Below are 23,811 nucleotides of genomic sequence, written 5' to 3'. Positions count from 1 at the left end.
AATGTGTGAACGAGTGAACGATGATTACAACAAGAATTATACCTCGTGACCGACCCGTAGGACACATGCGACTACGTGACGCGCTCGACGACCACAAGCGAAACCGGGACCACCCGACCCGGTTCCCCGGCGAGCGGCGGACGACCGCCGGGCTGTTCGCCGGGGCGGGCGGGCGCCTGGTACACGTCGCGCCCGACGGCGCGGTGCGCGACTTCGGCTACCCCCTGTCCGGCCGCGCGGGCGTCGCGGACTCCCGGTTCGCGCTCCGGCTGGGCGACCCGCCGGCCGGCCTCGACCGCGAGCGCCCCGACGTGCGGGAGACCGACGACGGCGTCGTCGTCGCCTTCGGCGAGGGCGAGCAGTCCTACCACGCCGCGACCGCGCTGGTGGAGACGACCCACGACACCCCCGTCGGCGGGGTCCGCCGCCTCGACGCGACCGTCGACACGGCCGCGGGCGAGGCACACGTCACCCGGATCGCGTTCGAGGACCCCGGGCGGGCCGCCGACGCGAACGCGTCGCTGCTCGTCGGCTGCACGTTCGCCCCCGAGGGGCGCGACGCGCGGGTCGGACAGCTCCACCACGACGGCGCCGTCGAGGTGTTCCACGACCGCGAGCACGACTACCTCGCGGCCGCCGGCGACCTCGACGTGTTCGCCGGCGGCCTCCCGGCGCGCCCGGGGGCGGTGCTGTCGCCGGAGCCGCACGGACGGGGGGCGGAGTCGCTCGGCGACCGCCGCGAGGAGGACCACCTCGGCGGGCGCGTCGTCGCGGCGGTTCCCGTCGTCGACGGCGCGGCGACGACGGCGACGCTTTCGACCGACCGCGAGGAGGTCGACCGGGAGACGGCGCTCTCGGCGCTCTCGGGCCTGCTCGACGGGCCGATCTCGGAGCGGGAGCTCGGGGACATGGCCGCCGAGGCCGACACCTCGGTGTCGCTGCCGGCGGACGTCCCCCGTCCGGACGCCGCGGTGGCGGACCTGCGCGTCCTGTCGCTGCTGTCGGCGCCGACGGGGCTCCGGATCGCCGGCCCCGACTTCGACCCTCACTACGTCCACTCGGGCGGCTACGGCTACACCTGGTTCCGCGACGACGCGGAGATATCCGGCTTCCTGCTGGAGGCGGACGCCCGGTTCGACCTCGGGCTCGACGACTGGCACCGCCGCAGCGCGCGGGCGTACGTCGACACGCAGCTCCCGGACGGGACGTGGCCCCACCGCGTGTGGCCCCGGAACGGCGAACTCGCCCCCGGGTGGGCGAACGCGCGGCTGGAGGCGGCCAACGACCTGGAGTACCAGGCCGACCAGACGGCCAGCGTGGTCGCGTTCCTCGCGCGGGTCCTGGCCGAACTCCCGGAGGGGGATTCCCTCGCCGAGGAGGTCGCCGACGCGGTCGACGCGGGCGTCGACGGCCTGGTCGAGTCGCTCGACGCGGACGGCCGCCCGGTCGCCTGCCAGAACGCCTGGGAGGACGCCGTCGGCCGGTTCGCCCACACCGCCGCGCGGTTCCTGGACGCGTTCTCGGCGGTCGCCGCGCTGGACGACGACCGCGTGGCCCGGGTCGGGGAGGCCCGCGAGCGGGCCGACCGGCTGTACGCGGCGCTGGACGACCTCTGGGTCGAGGAGCGCGGCGTGTACGCCGTCAGCGAGTACGGCGACGGCGGGCTGGACGGCCGCCTCGACTCCGCGACGTTCGCGCTCGCGGACGCCCACCGCGCGTACGCCGCGGTCGGGGAGGTGGACGGGGAGCGGCTGGACCGCCTCGTCGCGCACGTCCGGGCGACCGTCGAGGGCCTCCGCCACGACCCCGCCGGGAGCGCCGTCGAGGGGCTCGTCCGGTACGAGGGGGACGGCTGGCGGCGCCGCGGTCAGGGTCGAGAGAAGGTCTGGACCGTCTCGACCGCCTGGGGCGCCAACGCGGCCGCGGAGCTGTCGGCGCTGTTGGCCGACGAGGCCGACGACCGCGCGGCGGAGTTCGCCGCGTACGCCCGCGACTTGCTGGGGCTCGTCGACGTCGGCGGGCCGCTGTCGGTCGCGGGCGGCTACCTGCCCGAGCAGTTCTTCGACGACGGGACGCCCGACAGCGCGACGCCGCTGGGGTGGCCCCACGCGATCCGGCTGGCGACGACCGCGCTGCTCGACGAGCGCGAGGCGCTCGCCGCGGGCGACGGGGAACCGGTCCCCGCGGACGACTAGGCGGCCGCGTCCCGTTTTTTAGGGGACCCCGGGCCCCCGATCGGGGAACCCGCAGGTGTCGTGCGTTCGGTTGTCAGTATCGGGCGGGTAGTCGGGCTCAGAACTGACGTGATGTTCCGGCCGCCGCGGTCCGTCGGGCCGACCGAGGTCCCCTCGGTCAGTCGGCGGTGCGCTCCAGTCGCTCGCCGGCCGGGTCGTCGGCCACCTCCGCCGACTCCCGATCCCGGGTGAGCGATTCGCCCGTCCGCGCGTCGAACGCGTGGACGTCCGCCTCGTCGAAGGCGATCCGGACCGTCGAGCCCCTGGCCGGCGTGACGCCGCTGCCGACGCGGGCGATGAACTCCGGTCCGAGGTCGAGGTACAGGTAGTTGTCCGAGCCGATCGGCTCGACGACGTCGACGGTGGCCTCGATGCCGGCCTCGTCGGCGGCGGCGACGCGGACGTCCTCCGGGCGGATCCCCATCCTGACCTCGTCGTGTCCCTCGAAGGCGGGGACGCGGTCCGCCGGGAGGCGGTACTCGAAGTCGCTGCGGGTCCCCCGGAGGGTGACGCCGTCGTCGCTCGTCGTCACGGCGGCGTCGAGGACGTTCATCGAGGGGGAGCCGACGAAGCCGCCGACGAACTCGTTGGCCGGGTCGTCGTACACGTCGGTCGGGCGGCCGGTCTGCTGGAGTTCGCCGTCGTCGAGGATCGCGATCTTGTCGCCCATCGTCATCGCCTCCTCCTGGTCGTGGGTGACGTAGATGGCGGTGATGTCGAGCTCGTCCTGCAGACGCTGGATCTCGGTACGCATCGTGGTGCGGAGCTTCGCGTCGAGGTTCGACAGCGGCTCGTCGAACAGGAACACGTCCGGCTCGCGCACGATGGCGCGGCCCAGCGCGACCCGCTGTTTCTGTCCGCCCGAGAGCTCGCTCGGCTTGTCCTCCAGCAGTTCCTCGATGTCCATCATCTCGGCCGTCTCGCGCACGCGCTCGCAGCGCTCCTCCTTCGAGAGGTCCGTGCTCATCCGGAGGCCGAACTCCATGTTGCCCATGACCGTCTTGTGCGGGTACAGCGCGTAGTTCTGGAACACCATCGCCACGTCGCGCTTGCGTGCGTGGGTGTCGGTCACGTCCTCGCCGCCGATCACGACCCGCCCGCTGGTCGGGCGCTCCAGCCCCGCGATCATGCGCAGCGTCGTCGACTTCCCGCACCCCGACGGGCCGACGACGGTGAGGAACTCGCCGTCGTCCACCGATATCGACAGGTCGTCGACGGCGACGAGCCGACCGCTGTCGAAGGTCTTCCGCAGGTTCTCCAGCCGAACGGTAGCCATGCTCCGATGTGATCGGGTACCACGGTTTAGCTCTTTCCCTCTTTTCTCGATTTGTGAAGTGGTATTTCGTCGTTCTTTTTTACCCGGGCGATCGAGGGAGACGGTATGTCGAAACGTGACACGGATACGGAGGGGGAGGACGGCCCCGAACCCGGACGGCGTCGGTACCTCGCGGCCGCCGCCGGCACCGGGCTGGTCGGGCTCGCCGGCTGCGGCGGCTCGGGCGACGACGCGGACGCCGGCGGCGGGTCAGCCGACGGGACCGGGACGGAACCGGACGGGTCCCCGGACACGACTGCCGCGACGACGGCCGACCCCGGGGAGGTAGAACTGGCGCCGTTCTGGACGACCGGCGAGAAGGTCGGCGTCGGAACCGCCGTCGGCGACGGCACCGGTGACGGACGGAGCGCCCGCGAGGACGACGGTCGGGTCTGGTACACCCTCACGCGCGGCGCGCTCACCGGCGTCCGGTTCCCCCGCGTGGACCTGCTGAACGTCCGCCGGCTGGACTTCCTCGTCGCCGACGGCGACGGCTACGCCGCCCGAACCGCGGACCTGGACCGGCGCGACGACGACGACGTGGAGCGGACCGTCGAGCCGACCGCCGGCGACGCGCTCTGTTACCGCCACGAGTTCGCTTCCGCCTCCCGCGGGTGGACGCTCTCGGTGGAGTACGTCGCCGACCCGAAGCGCGACGCCGTGCTCGCGGACGTGTCGTTCGAACCCTCCGGGGGCGACGGCGCCGCCGGAGGCGACTCGGGCGAGGGGAGCGACGACGGCTCCGACCCGGGCGAGCTCTCGGTGTACGCGGTGTGTCGGCCCGCGGTGACGACCGGGACCGAGGGCGACGCTCACGTCCGCGCGACCGCCGGCGGCGACCCGGTCCTCGCCGCGACGGACGGGGGCGACGGCGGGGTCGTCCGGGACGCCGACGGCGACGACTACGACGTCTCGCTCGCGCTCGCGGCCGATCCGGGGTTCGAGTGGGCGACCGCCGCCGGCGTTCCCGACGAGGCGACCGCGCGCCTGCTCAACCTCGGCGTTGAGGCCGAGCGGTCGCGCGAGTCCGAGGGCAACGCGGCGCTGGTCGGCCGCCTCGGGACCGGGCCGACGGAGGCGACGCTCGCGCTCGGGTTCGCCGAGGGGAGCGACCCCTCCGCGGCCGCCGCGACCGCCCGCGAGTCGCTGGCCGGGGGGTTCGCGGCCGCGCGGACGACGTACCGCGCCGGGTGGCGCGCGTGGCTCTCCGGGGTCGACGTGCCCGACAGCGTCGCCGACGACGACGGCCTGGCGGCGCTGTATCGGACGAGCGCGATGGCGCTTCGGGCGGCCGAGGACGCGACCGTCGAGGGCGCGGGCGTCGCGAGCCCGTGTGTCCCCTGGGGCGACGTCGTCGGCGCCGGCGAGCCCGCGGACGTGGGATACCACTACGTCTGGGCGCGGGACCTCTATCAGTCGTTCACCGCGCTGGAGGCGATGGGACGGACCGAATCCGCCGTCGCGGCCGCCGAGTACCTGTTCGCCGTCCAGCAGCGGGAGGGCGGGTTCCTCCCGCAGAACACGTACGTCGACGGGCGGACCAGGTGGGGCGGCGAGCAGCTCGACGAGGTCGCCTTCCCACTGATACTGGCGCGGCGCGCGACCGGCGAGCACGGTCGGGAGTTCGCGGACCTCGCGTTCGGCTACGGCGACGTGGCCGACTCCGCCGACTACGTCCTCCGGAACGGCCCCGGAACCGACCAGGAGCGTTGGGAGGAGGAGGGCGGGCTGTCGCCCTCGACCATCGCCGCCGAGGTGGCGGGGCTCGTCTCCGCGGCCGCCGTCGCCGGCGACGCGGGACGGGATGGCGCCGCGGGCCACGGACGCGTCCCCGCGGCCGACGCGCTCGTGTGGCTGGCGACCGCCGACCGCTTCCGCGCGGGCGTCCGTGAGTGGTGTGTGACCCGCGAGGGCACCGACCGCCACGACCCCCCGTACTACTTCCGGATCAACGGCAACCGCGACCCGGACGACGGCACCGAGCGGTCGCTCGCCAACGGCGGCCGGACCTTCGACGAGCGGAACGTGATCGACGCCGGCTTCCTCGAACTCGTCCGGCTCGGCGTCCTTCCCGCCGACGACCCCGTGATCGAGTCGTCGGTGGCGGTCGTCGACGAGGACATCAGGGTCGAGACGCCCCACGGACCGGCGTTCTACCGGTACACCGGCGACGGCTACGGCGAGGGCGAGGGCGGCGCGCCGTTCCCGGTCGCGACCGAGAGCCACGGGCGACTGTGGCCGCTGCTCACCGGCGAGCGCGCCGAGTACGAACTCGCGTCCGGAACCACTGACGGGTCGACCGCGCCCGCGGCCCTCCTGTCGACGCTCGCGGGCTTCGCGAACGAGGGGCGCCTGCTGCCCGAGCAGGTGTGGGACAGCGAGGAAGCGACGGAGTTCGGGTGGCGCTTCGGTGAGGGGACCGGGAGCGCCACCCCGCTGTCGTGGAGCCACGCCGCCTTCGTCCGGCTGGCCCACGGGATCGACGCCGGCCGGCCGGTCGGGACCCCCGCCGTCGTCGGGGAGCGGTACGACGGTGGCCCGCCGTCGTCGCCGTCGCTCGACGTGACGATGCCCGACCCGACCGTCGAGAGCGACGCCGTCACGGTCGCCGGCGAGACGGACGCCCCGGCCGTGGCCGTCGCGGTCGACGGCGACGCGCGGCTCGTGCCGGTCGAGGAGGGCCGGTTCGAGACGACTGTCGACCTGAGCGACGGCCGCAACACGCTCGTCGTCGCCGCGGGGGATCCCGACGACCCGGCCGGAAGGGCCCCCGTCGCCGGGGAGCGAACCGTCGTCTCGTCGGTCTGAGAGGCGACTCCCGCCACGCGGCGGGGTCAGCCCCCTCACAGGGGACCCCCGGTTCTGCATGGTCGTAACCGAAGGTTTAAGGTGTGAACTACTTATTCATCCAGTGTTCACACCATGGCAACCGATCGCAGGAACCTCCTGAAGATGGGCGGGCTGGCGGCCGCCGCGGCGCTATCGGGCTGTGTCGGCGTGGAAGAACAGGGCACTCCAACCCCGTCGGGCGACTCCGGCGGGTCGGGCGGCTCCGGCGACTCCGGGGGCGACACCGAGGCGACGACCGAACCCTCCGTCGACCCCGGGACAGCCGCGGCGTGGTACGCGCGTTCCTCGGCGGAGGGCGAGACCCTGAAGTCCGTCATCGAGGACTTCAACAGCCAGTCGCGTCACACGGTGGAGGGCTCGGACCTCTCGGACCTGGCGAAGAAGACGCAGTCCGCGATCCCCGCCGGTCAGGGACCGCAGATCTTCGAGTGGGCCCACGACTGGGTCGGCGACTACTACCAGCGCGGCTTCCTCTCGGACCAGAGCGGGAAGCTCTCGGTGAGCATGGACACATTCACCGACGCGGCCGCCGAAGCCGTCCAGTTCGACGGCGCGACGGTGGGACTCCCGTTCGCGGCCGAGACCGTCTCGCTGCTGTACAACAAGGAGCTTGTCGACTCGCCCCCGAAGACGGTCGGGGAGATGGTGGACGTGATGGAGCGACACCACGACCCCGCCAACGGCAAGTACGGTCTCGGCTACCCCCTCAACCCGTACTTCATGAGCGCCTGGGCACAGGCGTTCGGCGGCTACTACTTCGACCCGAGCAAGGACGACATGCTCGGGCTCGCCAACGCGTCGACGGTCGAGGGGTTCAACTACATCATCGACACGTTCGTCCCGTACATGCCGAACGACACCAAGTACGGCCCGCAGGCGGCCGCGTTCTCGGAGGGGAACGCCCCGTTCACGATCAACGGCCCGTGGTACCTCGGCACCGCCCGCGAGAAGGGGATCGACGTCGGGGTCGCGGAACTCCCGACGCCCGATGGGGGGTCGCCGCGTCCGTACACCGGCATCCAGCTGTGGTACTTCGCGAAGGGCATGGAGCGGTCGGAGTCGGCGGCCGCCGCCGGCCGCTCGTTCGCCGAGTGGTACGTCACGAACAAGGAACAACTGATGGCCAACGCCGAGACCCACGGGTTCATCCCGGTACACACCGAACTCACGGGCGACGCCGACCTGCCGCCGGCCGTCAGGGGCTTCTCGCAGGCCGTGAAGCAGGGAGTCCCGATGCCGACCCACCCCAAGATGAACCAGGTGTGGGGGCCGCTCGGAACCGCCTTCGGCAAGGCCCTCAACGGCAAGCAGTCGGTCGAGGACGCGATGGCCCAGGCCGAAAAGGACATCCGCAGCAACTGGAAGTGAGACGGGGGCATGAGCACCGCAAGCCGAATCGCGGACCGCGCGGCCGAGATCCCGGCGGTCGAGCGTGAGGACGTCTCGCTGCTGTTGGTCCTGCCCGGCCTGTTCCTGTTCGCGGCGTTCATGTTCTTCCCGATGCTCTACCTCATCGGGATCTCGTTCACGAACGCGCGGCCGGCGAACCTGTTCGGCGGCGGGAGCTTCCTCACGTTCGGGGAGGCGGCGTTCGTGGGCCTGAGGAACTACGTCGCCGTCCTGACCGACGCGACGTTCTGGAACTCGGTCGGCGTGACGTGGCTGTTCGTCGTGACCAGCCTCGTGGGAAAGGTAGTGCTCGGGCTGTCGATCGCGCTCGTCGTCACGAACGACCGCGTCCGTGGCGCCCGGTTCCTCCGGTCGCTGCTCATCGTGCCGATGGGACTGCCGGCCATCTTCACGATCACCGTCTGGCGAGGGATCTTCAGCTCGGCCCGGTTCGGGCTGGCGAACCAACTGCTGGCCTGGCTCGGCGCCGGTACCGTCGCGTGGCTCAACGAGCGGTGGGCGGCGTTCTTCGCGTACAACGTCACCGAGATGTGGCTCGCGTACCCGTTCATGGTGATCATCACCGTGAGCGCGCTCCAAGACGTGCCGGACGAACTGCACGAGGCGGCGATGGTGGATGGCGCGAGCTATCTCTCTCGGTTCTTCCACGTGACGCTGCCGAGCGTAAAGCGCCCGGTGCTGTTCGCGTCGATCCTCACCGCGGCGGCGTCGTTCCAGCAGTTCCTCATCCCCTACGTGTTCAACGAGGGGGGACCGGCCCGTCTCAACGAGCTGATCATCGTGTACGGCTACCGCGAGGCGTTCCAGTTCTCCCAGTACGGACAGGGGGCCGCCATCATGCTGATCGCGATCGCGTTCATCGGCGCGTTCATGTGGCTCAACGTCAAGAAGGGGAAGCTCGCCGACGGGGTGGACGAGGCGTGAGCGTGTTCACCCGGATCGCGTCGAAGGTCGCGGAGGACGCGCGGACGCTCGCGACGACGCCGGTCGAGGCGGCGCGCGAGGCCCGCTACACCGTCGCCGCCTACCGGCGCGGCGACGTCTCGGCCACGCAACTGCTCAGAACAGCCGTCGCGACCACGTTCGCCGTACTCGTGGTGGCGGTGATGCTGTTCCCGATCTACTGGATCGCCATGTCGGCCATCTCCGCCTCGGGCGGGTCGATCTACGCGGCCGACGGCTTCCGGCTCGTGCCGAAGCGGACGTCGATCAAACCGTTCGTATGGGTCCTCGGCGACCTGATGATCCAGCCGGACACGACGATCGCGGTCCCGTTCACCGACCTGTCGGTCGTGTTCGACCACCCGCGGATCGTCTTCCTCGACGCCAGCGACTACGGCGTCGAATCCCCCTCGGAGTTCAAACGATACTTCATGAACAGCGTCGTCGTCGCCACGGTGACGGTCGCGCTCGGCCTGAGCGTGATCGTTCCGGCGGCGTACGCGCTCTCGCGGCGCGAGTTCATCATGCGGCGCAAGGTCCTCTTCGGCTACGTCCTGTTCACGCAGGTCGGCGGCGGCCTCGGGATCGCCGCGCTGATCGCGCTGTACGCCATCTTCGTGCAGGCCGGACTGCTGAACAACAAGATCGCCCTGGCAGCCTACTACGCCGCCACGGCGGTCCCGTTCAACACCTGGCTGCTGAAGACGTACATGGACGGCATCCCGGTCAGCTACGAGGAGGCCGCCCTCGTCGACGGCGCCCCGCCGTGGCGCGTCGTCACCGAGGTGATCCTCCCGCTGTCGGCGGCCGGGCTCGCGACGGTCACCATCTTCACCTTCCTCGCGGGTTGGATGGAGTTCGTCGTCGCCCAACTGCTGCTGTCCTCGGGGAACTACACGCTTCCCGTCGGACTGTTCAGCCTCGTCGAGGAGTACTCCATCCCGTGGGCACGCTTCTCGGCGTTCGCGCTCACGTTCGCCTCGCCCGTCATGCTCGTGTACCTGTTCGCGCAGCGGTACATCGAGGGCGGGCTCTCCTTCTCCGGGATGGAGGGGTAGGGCGGTCCGGGGACCTCCCCGCCTGCCCGTCCGTCCGCCCGTTCGCTTGTCCGCTTGTCTTCCCGTCCGCCGGATCACTCCTCGACGCGCTCTTGGAACCCGAGCCAGTTCGCGACCGTCCCCGCGCGGTCGGTCACGGGGGCGAGCGTCACGCGATTCCGGAACGTCCTCCCGTCGGCCCGGTAGTTCGTCAGCGTCGTTGTCACGCGGTTCCAGCCCGACAGGGCCTCGCGGAGGGTCGCCACCGGCCCCGCTTCCGTCTCCGGGCCCTGTAGCAGGCGGAGGTTCTCCCCGCGGAGGTCGTCGAGGGAGTAGCCGGTCAGCTCCCTGAGGGTCCTGTTGGCGTACACGACGGGGGTGTCCGCGTACGCCGGCCCGGCGAGCGCGATCCCGACCGGGGCGTCGTCGAGGACCCGGATCCGCTCCACGTATGCGCCCTCGTGCGCCGCGAGCGACCCCGAATCGCCCTCGATGACCGGGTCGCCGCCGGCGTGGTCGGGGTCGTCCAGCCCGGCGAGGCGGTCCGCGTCGTACACCCCCGCGTCGAGAACCTCCGGGACGCGGGCGCGGAAGCGTTCGTGGTCGAACCGGAGCAAGTCCGCGAGGTCGTCGCGCAGGGCCATCCTGGGTCGTTCGTGTCCCGGTGTCCGACGGAGAAACGTCTGTCGACGGCCGCCCGCGGGACCCAGAGAGGTGGAAACGACGGACGGACGCGAGAGCGGGGGACGGCCCTGAGAGCGGGGACGATGAACGGACGCGAGAGCGGGGCTGGGACAGACCGTGGTGCCGGGTGGGAAGACGAGCCCCGGTGGCGGGTCGCCTACGCCGAGGTCGCCTCGGCCTGCTCTCGCGCGGGGGGGAGCTTCCGCCGGTTGCCGGCTGCGAGCGCGACGAACACGATCAGGCCGGCGGCGCGAAGCGTCAGATCGAGCAGGAGCGCGTCGACGTCGACGGTCACCCCGACGAACCCGAGCAGGTCGAACACTGTCGCCGAGAGCAGCCCCGGCGCCATCAGGAGGAGCGAACTGAGCGCGAAGGCCCCGCGTTCGACGCGGCCGACTCGGGTGTACAGCGTGCCGATGACGGTCGCGCCGAGCGCGACGACGCCGAGGAACACCCCCACGACCGGCACCAGGATCTCCGGCACCGAGTACGACAGCTCCGCGAGGTCGGCGAACTCGACGACGCGGTAGCGCTCGCGGATCGGGAGGTTCGCCGCGTCGGCCTTCTCGCGCAGCAGGACGATCCCCGGCGCGAGCACGAACGCGAACGGGACGATCGCCTTGTTCAGCGACAGCGAGAACGCCTTCACGCCCGTCTCGAAGGGGTCGGACTTGGCGACCCCGCTGGCGGCGTAGGCGGCGACCGCGACCGGCGGGGTGATGTCGGCGATGACGCCGAAGTAGAGGATGAACAGGTGCGCCGCCAGCAGCGGGATGCCGAACTCCACCAGCGGCGTCGCGAGCATCGAGATGAGGATGATGTACGTGACGGTCGTCGGCATCCCCATCCCGAGGATGATGCTGGAGACGGCCGTCACGAGCAGCATCACGACTCACGAACGTCAGTAATTCACGTTCGGATACTGGTCCCCGCGAGGGACTCCGGTCGGAGGTCGTTCGATTTCGAACGCCATCGCTTATCCGTCGGGCCCGGTTCGATCCGCTCGTCAGGGGTCCGCCTCTCGTGCACTGCGTTCCTTCCCGTGGACTGCGTTCTCCACGTGGATTGCGTTCCTCCCACTCACGCCCCGGGGGCGACGGGTGCAACGTGATTCGTCGACCCTCGCGACCGTGTTCCGTTCCGATGATTCGGCGTGTCGCCGCCGACAGGTACGCGACGCCCGCACGCTTACGCCCGTTGTCGACCAGCAGTAGACTACGATTACCCGTGTGAACGCCGCGAATACTCGTGGGAACGTCGGAGGAGGGCGGCGGGTATCGCACGGTAATCTGTTCCTACTCGCTGTTCCTACTCGTACTGATGGCGCTCGACGCGTTCGATGACCTCGGCGAACGCGACGTTCTGTTTCACGCTCGTGACCCTGATCCGGACGCGCTCGCCCTTCTCGGTGTCCGGGACGATGATCACGTAGCCTCGGTCGACCCGGGCGATCCCGTCGCCCTGGTCGCCGATCCCCTCGATATCGACGGTGATCTCGTCGCCGCGGTCGACCGGCGGTTCCGGTTCGTCCGCTGCGGCGCCGCCGGCCGTCGTTCCGTCGCTCGCTGCCGCCCCCACGGAGCCGGTATCCGTCCGAGACGAGGCAGACGTGTCGGAGGCACCGTCAGTCGAGGCGCCCGTCGACGTCAGGGAGCCGTCCGAGCCGCCGCGCTTCCGATCGTCCGTCGATCCCTCCGTGGAACCGTGCCGATTCAGGACCGCGACCCGATAGACCGCTTCTGCGTCGAGCGAGTCCAGTTCGAGTTCCCGTTCCGGTACCTCGACGACGTACGATCCGTCCTGCTCCTCGATCTCCGCACTGAATACACACCGTAGATCCTCTGATATCTCCATTCGTACGGCGTTCTCACCGCAGTATTGTTAACCCTATGTGTAGCGATCCCCGGGATCCACCATCGATTGACACGACTCGATCGAGTTCGTACCGGTCCCGACGTCCGCTTCGGCGGAGGGCGCACCGGATGGCCGCCGATGTTTTAGCCGCCGATGGTACTCGGTTCTCGACCGTCCCCCGTGCCGGTACCCGGTCCGTACACCCGACGGTCCGACCCCAGAACCGAACGAACACCGGATCCGGCCCCAATACCCCACTTTACAAAGTGGGGTAATTTCGGCGCCTGGGGCCCGCTCGCCCCTCGCCGGGTGTCGGTCCGCCGAACGGCGTACCGGCGCACCCACACCACCGTGTCCGCTGTTTTCGCCGGGTCCGTCGTGTTCGTCCGGGGTTAACAGCGGACGGAGTGGTGTGCCAGCGCGACTGCCGAGCGCATCGGTCGACTGCCGAATACTTCGATCGTTTGATGAGATTCCACGGACGGGAACGGACCGTCCAGAGCTCGATAGGGTGCGATCGAGTTCGACGGCGGGTGCGATCGAGTTCGACGGCGGGTGCGATCGAGTTCGACGGCGGGTGCGATCGAGTTCGACGGCGGCCGGTGTTCCCTCGACGAATACGGACGTCGGTCCACCCGACCCGTGCAAAACTCGGTACCGAGTCCATGAAACCGCCGCACGGGAGGGGAAGCCGCTTCGAGATATGAACTGACCCCACAATGTCCGCTGTTCTCGCGGAATCGGCGCGGTATTCGGTCGAACTTCGGACGGAGTGGTGTACGGACAGGGTCCGACGTCGGACGTCCGAGGGGACGGTCGACTGACGGTCCGTCGTCTCGGCTCCGACGGGTACGTGTCGGCGATGACGGGTTGTTCGCCGAACCGGGTAGAACTGACGAGGTGCCCACGGATCGTACGACTCCGGGTCGACTGGAGGGGTTAACAGCGGACACGGTGGTGTCGACGCCCGTTCCGCTTCCGGACGGGGGCGGACCGAACGAGGATGGATCCGAACGGGTACTTGCCAGACGTGCGGTCACACCACCGTGTCCGCTGTTCCTACACACACGTGTCAGATTTACTACGGACGCGGTGGTGTAGGACGGCGGGCCATCTCGGGAGATAACTCAGATCGTCGGAGAAACTCGTGTGAGCGAAGTCTTCAGAAGGAGGGACTGTCGACGGGTCGTCGGAACACTCTCCCCCCACTTTGTCCGCTGTTCTGTCTCGGGAGCGGGGGAGGTCACGAACGCTGCCGATGGCAGCGTTAATTACGACTGAATGTGATCTGGCTTAAACTAAATGTATGTGTCGTACGGACTAACTCGTACCAATGTTAAATAAATGTTCGGTATTTATAGAAGCTCTCGTTCGGGGGAGGGGCTCCCTTTCGCCGAGAACAGCGGACAAAGTGGAGGGGGTGTGTCCGCCCCTCGACGCCCGTCTATTTAAATACTGGAAGAACAGCGGAAACAGCGGACACTCCGGACACGGTGGTTTTATGTACCGAGGCACACAGCTACCGACGACCACCAATGGGGATGTTCGAGCGGGACACAGACATCTACCGCGACCGCGACGCCCTCCGCGAGGACTACCAGCCCGAGCAGCTGGTCGGCCGTGACGAGGAGCTCGACACGTATCGCGCGGCGCTCCAGCCCGTTATCAACGGTGAGCAGCCGAACAACGTCTTCCTCTACGGGAAGACCGGCGTCGGGAAGACGGCGGCGACGCGGTACCTCCTCGACCACCTCCAGGAGGACGCCGCCCAGTACGACGACATCGAGCTCACCGTCGTGGCGCTCAACTGCGACGGCCTCACCTCCTCCTATCAGGTCGCGACCCGCCTCGTCAACGAGTTCCGCGACGACACCGAGCAGATCTCCACCACCGGCTACCCGCGCGCGAGCGTCTACGAGATGCTGTGGGACGAACTCGACGAGTGCGGCGGGACGATCCTCATCGTCCTCGACGAGGTCGACCACGTCGAGGACGACTCCATCCTCTATCAGCTCCCGCGGGCCCGCGCGAACGGCAACCTCTCCACGGCCAAGATCGGGATCGTCGGTATCTCCAACGACTTCTCCTTCCGGGACGACCTCTCCCCGAAGGTCCGATCGTCGCTGTGCGAACAGGAGATCCACTTCCCGGCATACGACGCCACCGACCTCCAGAAGATCCTCGAACAGCGCGTCGAGGTGGCGTTCCACGACGGCGTGCTCGACCCGGGCGTCATTCCGCTGTGTGCCGCCTACGGCGCCAAGGACGCCGGCGACGCCCGCCAGTCGATCGACCTGCTGATGAAGGCCGGCGACCTCGCCCGCGACGACGACACCGAACGCGTCAGCGAGGAGCACGTCGAGCGCGGCCGGCGGGCACTCGAGCGCGGTCGGATCAAGGAGGGGATCACCGGGCTGACCCAGCACGGCCACCTCGTGTTGTACGCGTTGCTCACCCTCGACCTCGAAAACGAGGCGCCGGTCCGCTCCCGCGACGTCCGCCCCCGATACACCCGGTTCGCGGAGACGGCCGACCGGGACCCGCTCGTCCCCCGTCGGATGCGGGACCACCTCTCCGAACTGGCGATGCTCGGGATCATCTCGGTCACCGAGCGCAACGAGGGACGCCGGGGCGGAACGTACCGCGAGTACGCCCTCGATATGGACGTCGACCTCCTGCTCGACGCCATGTCCGACACGGTCGAGGACGTCGGCGTCCACCAGTCCGTCCAGGACTTCCTCATCGAGGACCCGGGCGACGAACTAACCGACGCCCGCGTCACCGACTTCGCCTCCGACGGCTGATATCCTCGCGATTTTCCACGCGAATCCCCTCGCGATTTTCCACGTGTCTCTCCTCGCGATGGCCTCCTCGTGTGAAACTGCGGACACGGTGGTGTTGTGGATGGTGTCGCGGACAACGGTGTCCGTCGATCAGCGCTAGGACCGGTCGATCCGACTGAAGCCGAACTCCTCCGTACCCGGGTCCGATAGTGCGCCGGGCTGCCGAAGCCGGCGCCGCAGCCGGGTCGAACGCGTCCGGCTCGGAGCGTCTCGTCGGAGGTGCCCCCCGTTCGCCGACGGGTCCCCGACTCGTGGATCCTCGGACCGAGTTCGTCAGCGACCCCGATCGGTGGGAGTCGGCGCCGAGCGACGAACCTTCGCCAACGCTCGTGAACGTTCGTTCGATCTCGGTCGCACTGCCGCATCCACCGATCGGTATCACAACAGCGGACATCGCGGTGTCGACCAACAGCGGACATCGCGGTGTCGAACGCGGTCCCGAGACGACCCCGCTCCCGCGCTCCCACCCACCGAACGACCGTACCACCGAACGCCCACCGGGCGGTCTCGAACCCCGGGTTCGGTCCCCGCCGGCATCGTTCGATCGTGGGATGTGATAACAGCGGACACCGTGGTGTCGTGGGCGCTTCGGAAAACAGCGGACACGACGGTGTCGATCGACACCGGTTCGCTCCCGTCCGCATCGCCCCGCAAACGATTTCATCGGTGAAACGAGCAGTGCAGCCGTCGCAAACGGATCTGCTCGCCCACCTACGTGCGTCGCTTCAGGTCGGTCGGCGCCGACAACGGCGGACGTGGTGGTGTCAACCCCTCCCATTGACATCATCGCCGACGACGTACGGGAACGATACCATCGTGACCGGGACCGACGCGAAATGGCGGCGTCGAGAGCACGGCCGTTCCCGGGAAGTTCACCCCCGTTCCCGGCAATAACTGCGGACACAGTGGTGTTGACGACGGGGCGCGGACGGTCGGGGATCGGTTCGATCGTCGAATCGTTCGTTCGGATCGTATGCCTCTCTCGGTGTCCGTTCGATCGGGGGGACGATCGAGGGGAAAGGGGGTCGACGGAAGCCACAGGTACTAGGAGTACGATAGGGGAGTGTGGACGACGATACGACTGCCTCGCGTCGCGTTCCGGAACGGTGGCTGAACCTGCTGGAACTCGTGATCGACGAGGGGATCGAACGCGAGGGCGGCGTCAGCCTCTCCGCGGAGGACCTCCGCGTGGAGGTACCGCTGGCGTTCGGCGAGGACGCCGACCGAGCGGAGTGGCGGTTCGACGGGTCCGTGACCGTCGAGACCGAGGGGACGCGCGGAACGCTCGCCGAGTGGTACCACCTCCATCGAGAATCGCTTCCCGACCCTCACGGAAACGGAGACGGCCGTGCCGCCCACACCGAGGACGGCGACGATTGATCCCCCGTCACGTACGGGAGCGGGACGTACCCCGGGAACGCCGAACGTTCACGTCCGCCGGACGCCGACCGACCGCCGTCATCGAATGACGGGCGTTCCTGGGAGTCGCGTTCTCGGGAGTCGCGTTCCCGGAGGGTTATTCCGTGACCGCACGTTGGGGTTCGTATGCTCGACCCCGGCGATCAAGCACCCTCGGTGACGGCGCGAAACCAGCACGGCGAACACGTCTCGCCGTCGTTCGACGACCCGACGGTCGTGTACTTCTACCCGAAGGACTTCACCGGCGGGTGTACCATCGAGGCGAACGAGTTCCAGGACGTACTGTCGGGCTTCCGGGAGGCCGATATCTCGGTGTACGGGGTCTCGATGGACGACGTGGAGAGCCACGCCGGGTTCGCCGAGGAGGAAGGGATCCGATTCGATCTGCTCGCGGACCCGGACGGTGAGGTGGCGGAGGCGTTCGGGCTCGACACGGACGAGGGGTACACGGACCGGCGGACCTTCGTCCTCGGGGACGGCGAAGTCGCGGCGGTGTACGACCCGGAACTGGCGGACCCCTCGGGACACGCGCGCGAAGTGCTGAACGAGACGAGAACCGAGTTCGTCACGGGGGGGTAGCGACCCGATTCGGGAGGCCGGCTACGCTTCCGCCTCCACGTCGGCCCCGCCGCTCTCGCCCTCGTCGGAGGCGAGCGAGTACACCCGCTTGCGGGCGTCGCGAAGGCAGACGGACTCGGTTACGAGACCGGCTTCCTCGAGCCGTCCCAGGGCGGTCCGAACCGTCCTCGCGGAGAGCGTGGTCTCCTCGACGAGTTCCGTCTGTGTCCGTTGGTCCTCCCGCTCGAGCACGAAGTGGACGAGTTTGGCACTCGGCGGGAGATCGGCGAACACGTCGTCGTCGGGCGGGTCCCCCCCGATCGTCGGTTCCGTCTCCGTCGGTTCGGTTTCCGTCGTCGTCCGGTGGTGTCCTGTCATGTTGGAAAGAACCGTCGTCGTGGGGACGACGGATATCGTAACTGCCTCAGGTACGGCTAGAACTCCCGGTGACTTACCCGTTTCCGGGCGTGTGCGTCACCCAGTTACACTCGTGTAACTACCCTAAACTCCAGTCCGCCTCGACAAGGGGCCGAGACACACCGAGATCGACGGACCGTTTCGGATCCCACGGACACGAGCCGCGAGGGGGTTCGACGTTTCCGGGACGGTACGGAAGCACGAATGGTTGGGTCCGTCTGTCTCGACCGACGGAATTACCGGTGCCACTGTCCGTTCCGGTACCGCCCGGAGCCGAGGGATCTGTATCGCGGAATCCGATTTATGTTCGCACGCTCGAACGCCCCCGCGGGATCCGTCGAGACCGAGGTAGTCGTCACCGAGGCGCACGCTTATGTCGCGTGCGAAGTAAGTGAAACCGTGACCGACATCGTGATCGTCGGCGGCGGCCCCGCCGGGCTGACCGCGGCGCTGTTCGCACAGAAGAACGGCCTCGACGCGACCGTCCTCGACACGGACGGGACGTGGTTGCACAAAGCCCACCTCTTCAACTACCCCGGGATCGGATCCCAGGACGGGTCGGCCTTCGTCGAGACCCTCCGCGAGCAGGTCGACAGTTTCGGCGTCGACCGCCGGCAGGGGACCGAGGCGACCGACGTCGAGGCGACCGAGGGGGGATTCCGTGTCGAGACGGACGGCGACCCGGTCGAGGCTCGATACCTCGTGCTCGCGACCGGTGCGAACCGCGACCTGGCGGAGGCGCTCGGCTGCGAGTTCGACGGCGACGTCGTCGACGTCGACGTCACCATGGAGACGAGTGTCGAGGACGCGTACGCCACCGGGGCGATGGTCCGGGCCGAGGAGTGGCAGGCGGTCATCTCGGCGGGCGACGGCGCCGCCGCCGCGCTGAACGTCCTCTCGAAGGAACGCGGCGAACACTATCACGACTTCGACGTCCCCGCGGACGCCGACGAAGTGTTCGGATCGATGAGCGCTGAGTAACGGACCAGTAGCCGTCACGTTCGATGGGGTTCCCCTTTCCGGTCCCCCGGCCGGTACGGTTCCGTCCGCGGGATCCGACCTCGTATCACCTATCTCAGGTAGTTCAACTACTTCAGATAGCTACCTAAGGTACCTATCGTTACTGTCGCCGGCTTCGGTGCGTCGATGTCCGATCGGGATTTTCAGACTTTCTATCTGAGCTATTTTAGCTGTGGTACCTTAGCTACCTATCTCACCTACTATATATTTCACTCTATTTCCGCTGATGCCGAGTGTGCCCGGCGGGGACGCTCCGTCGACAGTCATCGTGACGCCGCGAACAACTCGCCCTGTAGCGGGCGTCAGACCACCAAACTACCTAAGGTAGATAGTTTATCTATCATAGCTACCTAAGGTGGCTTAGCTATCTTCACTAACTCAGATGTCTTGCGTACCTTCTTGTACCATGCGACGGTAGGGGATGACGATGGCCGGCCGCCGGAACGCCGACGGGGGAGGTCGCCCGCTCGTAAAAAATGGGTGAAGTAAGCACCGGAGGTAGCTGAGCTACTTCAGCTACCTATTCCAAAAGGCGTTCGGCGCGGCTGCCACAGGTGACACCATGGCCGATCACGAACCACGTGCCGTGGCCGTCGGCGTCCTCAAGGGAGGGTTCGCGAAGACGACCACGGCGATCAACCTCGCACGGGAACTGGCGCACAGAAACGAGTCGGCGCTCGTCATCGACCTCGACGACAACGGGCACATGACCCAGAACCTCGGGTTCACCGAGGAGTACGAGGGCGACACCAATCACGTCCACGAGCTGCTCCTGGAGGAGGGGGACCCCCGGGACGCGATCGTCGACGTCGTCGACGGCCTGGACCTGCTCCCGGCCCATCAGGACCTGGAGGACGTCCAGACGCAGCTCAAGAACGCGATGGGCGGGTCGACCCGGCTGAACGCGCGGGTGATCGAGCCGCTTCTCGGCGACGAGTACGACTACATCGTCGTCGACTGCCCGGCCAACCAGGGGAAGCTCAACGAGAACGCGCTCTACGCGACGAACAACCTCATCATCCCGGTCCGGCCCGAGACCGGGTACGACTCGGGGATCCACAACACAGTCAACCGCCTCGTGAAGGAGGCCCGCCAGTACTTCGAGCTGGACATCCTCGCGGTCGTCCCCTCCGGACTGTCACAGCGTCTCGACCAGAACCGCCGCGACAGGGCGCTGCTCGAGGAGATCAACTCGATGGGGATCGCGGACTCGGTCGTCCCGAACTTCTGCCGGCTCACGGAGGAGGACTGGACCGCGATCGACGAGGGGAACTACGACGGCACTCTGCCCGGGATCCGCTACCGGTCGGCCATCGACGACGCCAACGACGCGGGCCTCCCGCTCCGCGACTACGACGCCGGCTGCGATCAGCTCTCCTGCTACGACGAACTCGCGCGGATCGTCGAGCGCGGGGGCGTCCGGCGCGAGGAGGAGGTGACCGCCTGATGGCGTTCGACGACCTCGATCAGGCCGAACAGGAGGACGCGACCGACGCGGCGGCAACCGACGACACCGGGGGGACACAGACGACTACCTCGCCGGCTGCCGCGGCGGAGGACGACCTCAGTGACGGACGCCCCGACGCGGGGGAACCGGGCACGGGCGACGAACCGAGGGAGGCCGCCACGTCGAAAAGTGGCTCCCCCTCGGAAGACGACTCCCCCTCCGGGGACACGTCGCCCGCGTTCGGGTTCGAGGAGGCCAAGCAGCGACCGCTCTACGCCCGGCAGGAGGCGTGGGACGCCTTCGAGGACGCCCTCGCGATCGAGGTGGAGACGACGCTCCGCCGCAACGACGTCCGCGATGCACCGAAGCGCGAACTCCACGACGCGGCGCTGCGCGTCCTCGCCGACCACGCGGACGAGGTCGCCGAACTCGTTCTGGAGGAACGCGGCGTCGACTGACCGCTGACTCATTGGGTAAATCTCATATCGCTATATCATCTGTCCGGCCGGGGTCGCGAACGTCCCGGTGCCCGGTGACGGGCGACAGAGACGACGGGTGAACGGTGTCAGAGAGCGGTTCGCGGTCCGCTAGACGCCTGCGTCCCAGGGATAACGGGTCTCACGGGGGGTACGGACCCGTAGCGGATCGCGGATCGAATCACTCGGATAATGTGTGTCGAATACCTCATGAAATAAATTCTCTTCGAGAGGTAGGAACTACACGACACGTATTCGGGCGTTCGAGGTAAGAGTACTGACCCCGAGCGTCGCCGGCCGGACCCCGTTGAAACCGGCCGCCGACCACGGGGAGGTCCGAGCCGTCCCCCGGGAGGACGGGGGACTGTCCTGCCGTCCGCGATCACTCGATCTGTTCGACGTAGCTGTACTCCTCGGAGAGCGCTTCCGCGTCCTCGGGCAGGAGAGCGACGGTGAGGTAGTCGGCGTAGTCGCTGAAGTAGTCGACGACGCGGGCGATGCGGTCGGAGTCGATCGCCTCGAGGGAGTCCAGGATCATGAACGGGAGGTCGTCGTACACCTCGTAGACGAGGTACCCGGACAGCGCGAACACCAGCCCGGTCACCTCGCGCTCGCTCTCGGAGAGGTGGTCGACGGTGTCCTGATACGACGTGCCGTCCTCGGTCGATCGGACGATGTGGAGGTCGAACGTGGTCCGTTCGACCGTCCGCCGGCCCTCGCGGACCTCGCGCCGGCGACGTTCGATCCAGATGCGGTCGATGTTCTCGTACTCGAGGACCGCGAGCACGGACTCCATGTGGTCGTTGAACTCCTCGACGGCCTGCTCCTCGATGCGTTCGACCCGCGTCCGGAGGTCGACGAGCTCCTCGCTGATCTCCTCTCGGCGGGCGACGAGGTCGGCCCGCTCCTCGACGGCCTCCTCGCGGTCGGCGATGCGTTCCTCGACGTCCGCGAGGTCGCTCTCCAGGCGTTCGATGCGGAGTTCGATCTCGTTGGACCGCAGGTGGAGATCGAGCACCTCCTCGTAGTCCTCGCCGGTCCCGACCTCCTCGGTCGCGGCCTCGAGCCGTTCGACCTCCTCGCGCTGGTCGGCGAGCGACCCCTCGAGCGACTCGATCCGTTCGCGGGTCGCCTCGATCTCCGACTCCGTCTCCGAGAGCCGGTTCTCGGTTCGCTCGCGCTCGCGACGCAGTCGCTGTATCTCCGAGCGGGTCGAGGTCAGCTCGTCGATCCGGTCGTCGAGGTCGGCGCGCTCGTCCAGCTTCTCCGCGCGAAGCTCGCGCAGGCGGTCGACGGTGTCCTCGATCCCCTCGCGCTCGACCTCGGACCCACACGTCCAGCAGACGGTCTGCACGCCGTTCTCGAGGAGCTTCTCTGTCGGGTCACCGTCAGACTCCTGGCCGTCCAGCTCGTCGAGGTCGAGGCCCTCCCCGGCGAGCATCTCCTCGTTGAAGTTGATGACGCTCCCGAGCTGGCTCACCGTGTCGTCCAGCGAGCGCTTCCGGTCGCGAAGCTCCTCGATGCGGCCGGAGAGCCGCTCGGGGTCCTCGTCGGGCTCGTCCATGTCCTCGAGGCGGGACTCGAACTCGTCACGTTCGTTCAGGAGTTCCTCGAGGGTCTGCCGCTCGGTTTCGAGCTCGAACTCGACGTCCTCCAGTTCGGATTGGGCCTCGCGGAGTTCCGCGAGGGCTTCCTCCATCTCCTCCTGCTGTGAGCGGCTCCGTTCGAGGCTCACGTCGTGGGCCTCGATCTCCGACTCGACTTCGTCGAGTTCGGCCCTCGCCTCCTCGAGGCTCTCCTCGAGGTCCCGCTTCTCGGCCTCCAGGTCGGGAAGCTCGCGTTCGAGCCGATCCAGCTCCTCGATCTCGTCGTCGATGTCGCGCTTCTCGGCCTCCAACCGGCTGATCTCCGCCTCGATCTGCTCGGTGTCGACCGGCTTCATGATGATCTCGCGGAGGTCGTCGCCGCGTGCGACGGCCCGTCGAACCTCGGTGTTCTCGAGGAGGAACGCGAACTGGTCGGCGACCGTCGCGTCCTCGAGGTACGGGTCGCCGCCGTACACCACCGTGTCGCCGCTGCGCGTGAGCGTCCGCGTGTACGTCTCGTCGCCGATCTGCAGTTCGACCTCGCCCTCGTCGGCGTCGCCCTTGAGCGTCGCCCGCTCGCTCCCGAGGCCCGCCATGATGGCCTGCAGGAACGACGTCCGGTTGGTCGCGTTCCGGCCGGTCAACACGGTCACTCCCGGGCTCAACTCTACCTCCGTCTCCTCGATGCCGCCGACGTTTCGGGCCCGAACGCGCACACCGCGCTCGGCCAACTGTTCTGGTGCCATCACACCAGCCAAGAGGCGACTGTCTCTTAAGTGTTGTCCCCTCGGGGCGCCCGTCGTCTCACGGTCCGGCGCAGTCACAGCCACCCTGTCGAAACAGCTCCCCCGCCGAGTAGTCCGAGCCGCAGTCGCCGCAGACCACGCGCACGTCGACGACGACGTCGTACGACCGGTCAGTGATGTCCCCGTTCTCCACGAGCCTGTCGACCGTGGAGTTCGCGACCGCCACCGTCCGGCCCTGCAGCCGTTCCAGCAGTTCGGCCTTCCGCTCGGCCACGTCCTCCGACCGGTCCGGGAGTTCGGCGTCGCGGTACTCGGTCAGGTACGTGTGGACCGCCTGGTGGGTCACGAAGTCCGATTCGACGCGTTCGACGTCCACGCCGGTCGATTCGAGCTCCCGCCGCTTCCGCATCCTGTCGGCCCCGGAGACGTCGTCGTCGGTCAGCGTCCGGTAGAGGCTCTCGAGGTCGGTCTCCGCGATCGGACCGTCCGCGTCCCTGATCGCCGCCTCCAGCACCGCCCGGTTGAACTCGTCGGCGAGGTCGCGGAGGCTCGTCCGCTCGCCGTACTCGCCGGTCCACGCCACCTCGAGCTGTTCGCCCATCCCGCTGAGGTCGTATTCTTCGATCACTCGCGCCACCTTGCTGTTCGGACGGGAATCGGTCATTGCGCCCGACTATGGGAGCATACGTTACAAAGATATCGGTGTAATGGAATACACCCGGCTCACGGGACCCGCAGCGTCGTCTCAACGGGGTATCCGCCCTGAACGCGACCGGTGTGGGGATGACGACGCGACGCCGGGTGTCCCCGGCGACGGTGAAGACACGGCGACAGTGGTGCATCCCTCGACGGAGTTGAGCGGGCGGCATCCGAGTAGCCGGCCCGGTTCCGAAACGCGACGTCCGTGCGTGGCTGAAGCGGCACGTTCGCGGTGTCGACTCGCGGGGCTCCCCGGACCGAGCGTATTCGAGGA

General features: G+C 68.5%; 17 protein-coding genes and 1 pseudogene. 11 read left to right on the top strand and 7 right to left on the bottom strand.

All coding sequences use genetic code 11. From position 1 onward, the window contains the following. Window positions 1-65 precede the first annotated feature (65 nt). Entirely contained in the window at window positions 66-2,195 is a 2,130-nt protein-coding gene (locus ACQUQ1_RS10690; RefSeq protein ID WP_435064281.1) for a glycoside hydrolase family 15 protein, read from the top strand. A 157-nt stretch (window positions 2,196-2,352) separates the two neighbouring features. On the opposite strand, the gene ACQUQ1_RS10685 is transcribed toward ACQUQ1_RS10690, so the two are convergent. After that, complete coding sequence (locus tag ACQUQ1_RS10685) at window positions 2,353-3,510, bottom strand: ABC transporter ATP-binding protein (protein WP_435064280.1); 1,158 nt, start codon at window positions 3,508-3,510, stop codon at window positions 2,353-2,355. 105 nt (window positions 3,511-3,615) lie between these two features. On the opposite strand from ACQUQ1_RS10685, the gene ACQUQ1_RS10680 reads away from it, so the two are divergent. The 4 genes from ACQUQ1_RS10680 (at window position 3,616) to ACQUQ1_RS10665 (ending at window position 9,809) form a co-directional block, all read left to right on the top strand. Further along, window positions 3,616-6,357, top strand: coding sequence for a glycoside hydrolase family 15 protein (locus ACQUQ1_RS10680; RefSeq protein ID WP_435064279.1), 2,742 nt, complete (start codon window positions 3,616-3,618; stop codon window positions 6,355-6,357). Window positions 6,358-6,471: 114 nt separating this feature from the next. After that, the gene (locus tag ACQUQ1_RS10675) at window positions 6,472-7,767 is read left to right on the top strand and encodes an extracellular solute-binding protein (RefSeq protein ID WP_435064278.1); all 1,296 of its coding nucleotides are present in this window, start codon (window positions 6,472-6,474) and stop codon (window positions 7,765-7,767) included. Window positions 7,768-7,776: 9 nt separating this feature from the next. Continuing rightward, window positions 7,777-8,733, top strand: coding sequence for a carbohydrate ABC transporter permease (locus tag ACQUQ1_RS10670; protein WP_435064277.1), 957 nt, complete (start codon window positions 7,777-7,779; stop codon window positions 8,731-8,733). After that, window positions 8,730-9,809: an ABC transporter permease subunit gene (locus ACQUQ1_RS10665; RefSeq protein WP_435064276.1), complete on the top strand. Its 1,080-nt coding sequence runs from the start codon at window positions 8,730-8,732 to the stop codon at window positions 9,807-9,809. The genes ACQUQ1_RS10670 and ACQUQ1_RS10665 overlap by 4 nt, the downstream gene beginning before the upstream one ends. A 74-nt stretch (window positions 9,810-9,883) precedes the next feature. Here the strand turns inward: ACQUQ1_RS10665 and ACQUQ1_RS10660 are convergent, their stop codons facing one another. From ACQUQ1_RS10660 to ACQUQ1_RS10650, 3 genes and pseudogenes are all read right to left on the bottom strand, one after another. Then, entirely contained in the window at window positions 9,884-10,432 is a 549-nt protein-coding gene (locus tag ACQUQ1_RS10660) for a PAS domain-containing protein (RefSeq protein ID WP_435064275.1), read from the bottom strand. 197 nt (window positions 10,433-10,629) lie between these two features. After that, window positions 10,630-11,364 (bottom strand): annotated as a pseudogene (locus tag ACQUQ1_RS10655) (TRAP transporter large permease subunit); the annotation flags it as partial. A 416-nt stretch (window positions 11,365-11,780) separates the two neighbouring features. Further along, a complete protein-coding gene (locus tag ACQUQ1_RS10650) occupies window positions 11,781-12,326 on the bottom strand; it encodes a TRAM domain-containing protein (RefSeq protein ID WP_435064274.1) in 546 nt (181 codons plus the stop codon). Between the two features lie 1,535 nt (window positions 12,327-13,861). Here ACQUQ1_RS10650 and ACQUQ1_RS10645 point away from each other — a divergent pair. The 3 genes from ACQUQ1_RS10645 (at window position 13,862) to ACQUQ1_RS10635 (ending at window position 17,167) form a co-directional block, all read left to right on the top strand. Next, window positions 13,862-15,130 carry an orc1/cdc6 family replication initiation protein gene (locus tag ACQUQ1_RS10645; protein ID WP_435064273.1) on the top strand — a complete coding sequence of 423 codons (1,269 nt, stop codon included), beginning with the start codon at window positions 13,862-13,864 and terminating at the stop codon, window positions 15,128-15,130. Between the two features lie 1,104 nt (window positions 15,131-16,234). Then, window positions 16,235-16,549, top strand: a complete 315-nt coding sequence (locus ACQUQ1_RS10640) for a hypothetical protein (RefSeq protein WP_435064272.1) — start codon at window positions 16,235-16,237, stop codon at window positions 16,547-16,549. A 165-nt stretch (window positions 16,550-16,714) separates the two neighbouring features. After that, window positions 16,715-17,167 carry a peroxiredoxin gene (locus ACQUQ1_RS10635; RefSeq protein WP_435064271.1) on the top strand — a complete coding sequence of 151 codons (453 nt, stop codon included), beginning with the start codon at window positions 16,715-16,717 and terminating at the stop codon, window positions 17,165-17,167. A 21-nt stretch (window positions 17,168-17,188) separates the two neighbouring features. On the opposite strand, the gene ACQUQ1_RS10630 is transcribed toward ACQUQ1_RS10635, so the two are convergent. Then, complete coding sequence (locus ACQUQ1_RS10630; protein ID WP_435064270.1) at window positions 17,189-17,524, bottom strand: helix-turn-helix domain-containing protein; 336 nt, start codon at window positions 17,522-17,524, stop codon at window positions 17,189-17,191. A 438-nt stretch (window positions 17,525-17,962) separates the two neighbouring features. Here ACQUQ1_RS10630 and ACQUQ1_RS10625 point away from each other — a divergent pair, with 438 nt between their 5' ends. The 3 genes from ACQUQ1_RS10625 to ACQUQ1_RS10615 all read left to right on the top strand — a co-directional run bounded on the left by ACQUQ1_RS10625 (window position 17,963) and on the right by ACQUQ1_RS10615 (window position 20,488). After that, window positions 17,963-18,544, top strand: coding sequence for an NAD(P)/FAD-dependent oxidoreductase (locus tag ACQUQ1_RS10625; RefSeq protein ID WP_435064269.1), 582 nt, complete (start codon window positions 17,963-17,965; stop codon window positions 18,542-18,544). Window positions 18,545-19,145: 601 nt separating this feature from the next. Further along, window positions 19,146-20,030 carry a ParA family protein gene (locus tag ACQUQ1_RS10620; RefSeq protein WP_435064268.1) on the top strand — a complete coding sequence of 295 codons (885 nt, stop codon included), beginning with the start codon at window positions 19,146-19,148 and terminating at the stop codon, window positions 20,028-20,030. Beyond that, the gene (locus ACQUQ1_RS10615) at window positions 20,030-20,488 is read left to right on the top strand and encodes a hypothetical protein (protein WP_435064267.1); all 459 of its coding nucleotides are present in this window, start codon (window positions 20,030-20,032) and stop codon (window positions 20,486-20,488) included. The genes ACQUQ1_RS10620 and ACQUQ1_RS10615 overlap by 1 nt, the downstream gene beginning before the upstream one ends. 400 nt (window positions 20,489-20,888) lie before the next feature. Here the strand turns inward: ACQUQ1_RS10615 and ACQUQ1_RS10610 are convergent, their stop codons facing one another. Together ACQUQ1_RS10610 and rdfA are read right to left on the bottom strand one after the other, a co-directional pair. Next, window positions 20,889-22,838 (bottom strand): archaea-specific SMC-related protein, encoded by a 1,950-nt coding sequence (locus tag ACQUQ1_RS10610; RefSeq protein WP_435064266.1) that lies wholly within the window; start codon window positions 22,836-22,838, stop codon window positions 20,889-20,891. Window positions 22,839-22,896: 58 nt separating this feature from the next. Then, window positions 22,897-23,502: a rod-determining factor RdfA gene (gene rdfA / locus ACQUQ1_RS10605; RefSeq protein ID WP_435064265.1), complete on the bottom strand. Its 606-nt coding sequence runs from the start codon at window positions 23,500-23,502 to the stop codon at window positions 22,897-22,899. Window positions 23,503-23,811 lie beyond the last annotated feature (309 nt).

Source organism: Halobaculum sp. EA56, assembly GCF_051195075.1.
Classification (GTDB): Archaea; Halobacteriota; Halobacteria; order Halobacteriales; family Haloferacaceae; genus Halobaculum.
Note: the sequence above shows the minus strand (reverse complement) of the source record. Positions and strands in the feature narration are given on the sequence as shown.

Bases quoted from the DNA above. Each gene is read 5' to 3' on its own strand.
- rdfA (WP_435064265.1), bottom strand. From the start codon at position 23,502: ATGACCGATTCCCGTCCGAACAGCAAGGTGGCGCGAGTGATCGAAGAA.
- ACQUQ1_RS10680 (WP_435064279.1), top strand. From the start codon at position 3,616: ATGTCGAAACGTGACACGGATACGGAGGGGGAGGACGGCCCCGAACCC.
- ACQUQ1_RS10690 (WP_435064281.1), top strand. From the start codon at position 66: ATGCGACTACGTGACGCGCTCGACGACCACAAGCGAAACCGGGACCAC.
- ACQUQ1_RS10620 (WP_435064268.1), top strand. From the start codon at position 19,146: ATGGCCGATCACGAACCACGTGCCGTGGCCGTCGGCGTCCTCAAGGGA.
- ACQUQ1_RS10610 (WP_435064266.1), bottom strand. From the start codon at position 22,838: ATGGCACCAGAACAGTTGGCCGAGCGCGGTGTGCGCGTTCGGGCCCGA.
- ACQUQ1_RS10685 (WP_435064280.1), bottom strand. From the start codon at position 3,510: ATGGCTACCGTTCGGCTGGAGAACCTGCGGAAGACCTTCGACAGCGGT.
- ACQUQ1_RS10630 (WP_435064270.1), bottom strand. From the start codon at position 17,524: ATGACAGGACACCACCGGACGACGACGGAAACCGAACCGACGGAGACG.
- ACQUQ1_RS10670 (WP_435064277.1), top strand. From the start codon at position 7,777: ATGAGCACCGCAAGCCGAATCGCGGACCGCGCGGCCGAGATCCCGGCG.
- ACQUQ1_RS10650 (WP_435064274.1), bottom strand. From the start codon at position 12,326: ATGGAGATATCAGAGGATCTACGGTGTGTATTCAGTGCGGAGATCGAG.
- ACQUQ1_RS10645 (WP_435064273.1), top strand. From the start codon at position 13,862: ATGGGGATGTTCGAGCGGGACACAGACATCTACCGCGACCGCGACGCC.
- ACQUQ1_RS10635 (WP_435064271.1), top strand. From the start codon at position 16,715: ATGCTCGACCCCGGCGATCAAGCACCCTCGGTGACGGCGCGAAACCAG.
- ACQUQ1_RS10675 (WP_435064278.1), top strand. From the start codon at position 6,472: ATGGCAACCGATCGCAGGAACCTCCTGAAGATGGGCGGGCTGGCGGCC.
- ACQUQ1_RS10660 (WP_435064275.1), bottom strand. From the start codon at position 10,432: ATGGCCCTGCGCGACGACCTCGCGGACTTGCTCCGGTTCGACCACGAA.
- ACQUQ1_RS10615 (WP_435064267.1), top strand. From the start codon at position 20,030: ATGGCGTTCGACGACCTCGATCAGGCCGAACAGGAGGACGCGACCGAC.